This window comes from Rhodanobacter aciditrophus (assembly GCF_042679525.1).
GTDB classification, from domain to species: domain Bacteria; phylum Pseudomonadota; class Gammaproteobacteria; order Pseudomonadales; family Marinomonadaceae; genus Marinomonas; species Marinomonas aciditrophus.
Genome location: NZ_JBHTMN010000021.1, coordinates 1 through 1,620, shown reverse-complemented (window position 1 = coordinate 1,620; position 1,620 = coordinate 1). Strand labels below are relative to the sequence as shown.

At 45.6% G+C, this 1,620-nt stretch carries 2 protein-coding genes; both read right to left on the bottom strand.

Annotated elements, in window-relative coordinates; genetic code table 11:
• The coding region (locus ACFQ45_RS17455; protein ID WP_377370047.1) for a phage integrase at positions 1–1,005 on the bottom strand (1,005 nt) is incomplete at its 3' end.
• Positions 1,006–1,013: 8 nt separating this feature from the next.
• Positions 1,014–1,620: LexA family transcriptional regulator (locus ACFQ45_RS17450; protein ID WP_377370045.1), on the bottom strand; the 607-nt coding region annotated here is incomplete at its 5' end.

Genomic DNA, 1,620 nt, shown 5'->3' with positions numbered 1-1,620 from the left:
CGCTTTACTGTCCACCTTTTGTCCACTAGAACGAGGGTTGTAATGAATTGCGTCCATTAAATGATTTGGCGACAGGTGGGCATATCTCATGGTCATGCTGATAGAAGAGTGGCCAAGGATTTTTTGCAGGGACAGTATGTTGCCACCGTTAATCATAAAATGGCTTGCGAATGTGTGACGCAAAACATGCGTTTTTTGTCCCTTTGGTAACTCAATGCCAGCCAGATCTAGGCATTCATAAAACAGTTTCATTTGTGGGGAAAATAACTGGTTGCGCCCAACTTGCTGGGCGTGCTCCTGAATCATAAAAAATAGGTCATCAGATATTGGAATACTTCGATTTTTGCCGCCCTTAGTATCAGAGAATGTAACTTTTGAGTTTTGGACACGGCTACGGGTCAATCCGTTTGCTTCGTTCCAACGTGCGCCAGTGCTTAAACAGACTTCGGTAATTAGTCTGCATTCACCATCCATAACAGCCAAAAGGCTATCTATTTGCTCAAGTGATAAAAAGCTCATTTCTGTCTGTCGGATGCGTAGCTTAGGTACTGACTTGATCGGGTTTTCAAAGTCAACCTCGCCAATTTTATACAGGCCGTTATAGACAGCATTCAAGAATGCTATGGATTCATTGATGGTCGCGGTTTTGCGTCCATTGGCGATTCGAGAACTTAAATATTCATTCCACTGCTTTGGGGTGAGTTGCGCGGCTATCGGATCGCCAAGGGCTAAAACGATTTGATCCAGTTTTAACCGCCTAGCATGGTGCTTTTTGAGCTTAACGCCAAAGTGTTTGGACCACAGTTCTACCAGGTCAGACAGTAGGCGTGGGTCTTTAGGCTTTTCGTTCCACGGCTTACCCTCAGCGATAAATTGCGCCTCTACAAACTTTTGATAACGTTCCGCTTCATTCTTAGTTTTACAAGTTTTGCGGTAGCGTTTGCCCTGCTTGCCACCCACACGGAAATCGACTTTCCAGCCGTCCTTTACTTTGCTGACTGCCATAAATCCCCCTACGCACAAATGCGGCCGTAAACAGCGACACGGCCAACCACTTTTAAGCCGCCTAGTTCTGCTTTCGGTATCGTCATGTTTGGGTATTTGTCGTTATCAGAGATCACCAGCAAGTCACCAGTAAAGGCCAATTGCAGGCGTTTAACGAACAATTCCCCGTTGTAGTTGAAAACGTAAATCCCACCCTCTGGGGCTACCGTGTGGAAAGTACGGTCAATGAATAGCGGATCACCGCTGTTGAAAGTGGGCTCCATGGAATCACCACGGGCGTAAATGATCATTAGGTTACTGGTGTTTACACCCGCCGCCGCTAAGTTGGCTTTCTTAATGGCTATGTACTGGCTTGGCGTTTCATCTTCGACTAGCGCTCCATGCCCTGCGCTGGCTTCGATCTTATATTCAGGAACGTTTACATAATCTGAGGCCTTGTCTCTTTGGTCACCTTCACCAGTTAAAAGCCAAGCAACACTAAAACCTGTCGAAATTGAGGTTTCGCAAATCTCTTTATATGGGATTGAGCTTCTTTGTATCCACGTTGAAATATTGCTGGGGCTAACATCTAAAGCGCCAGCTAACTCCTTGTTTGTACTTACTTTATTAGCCTGT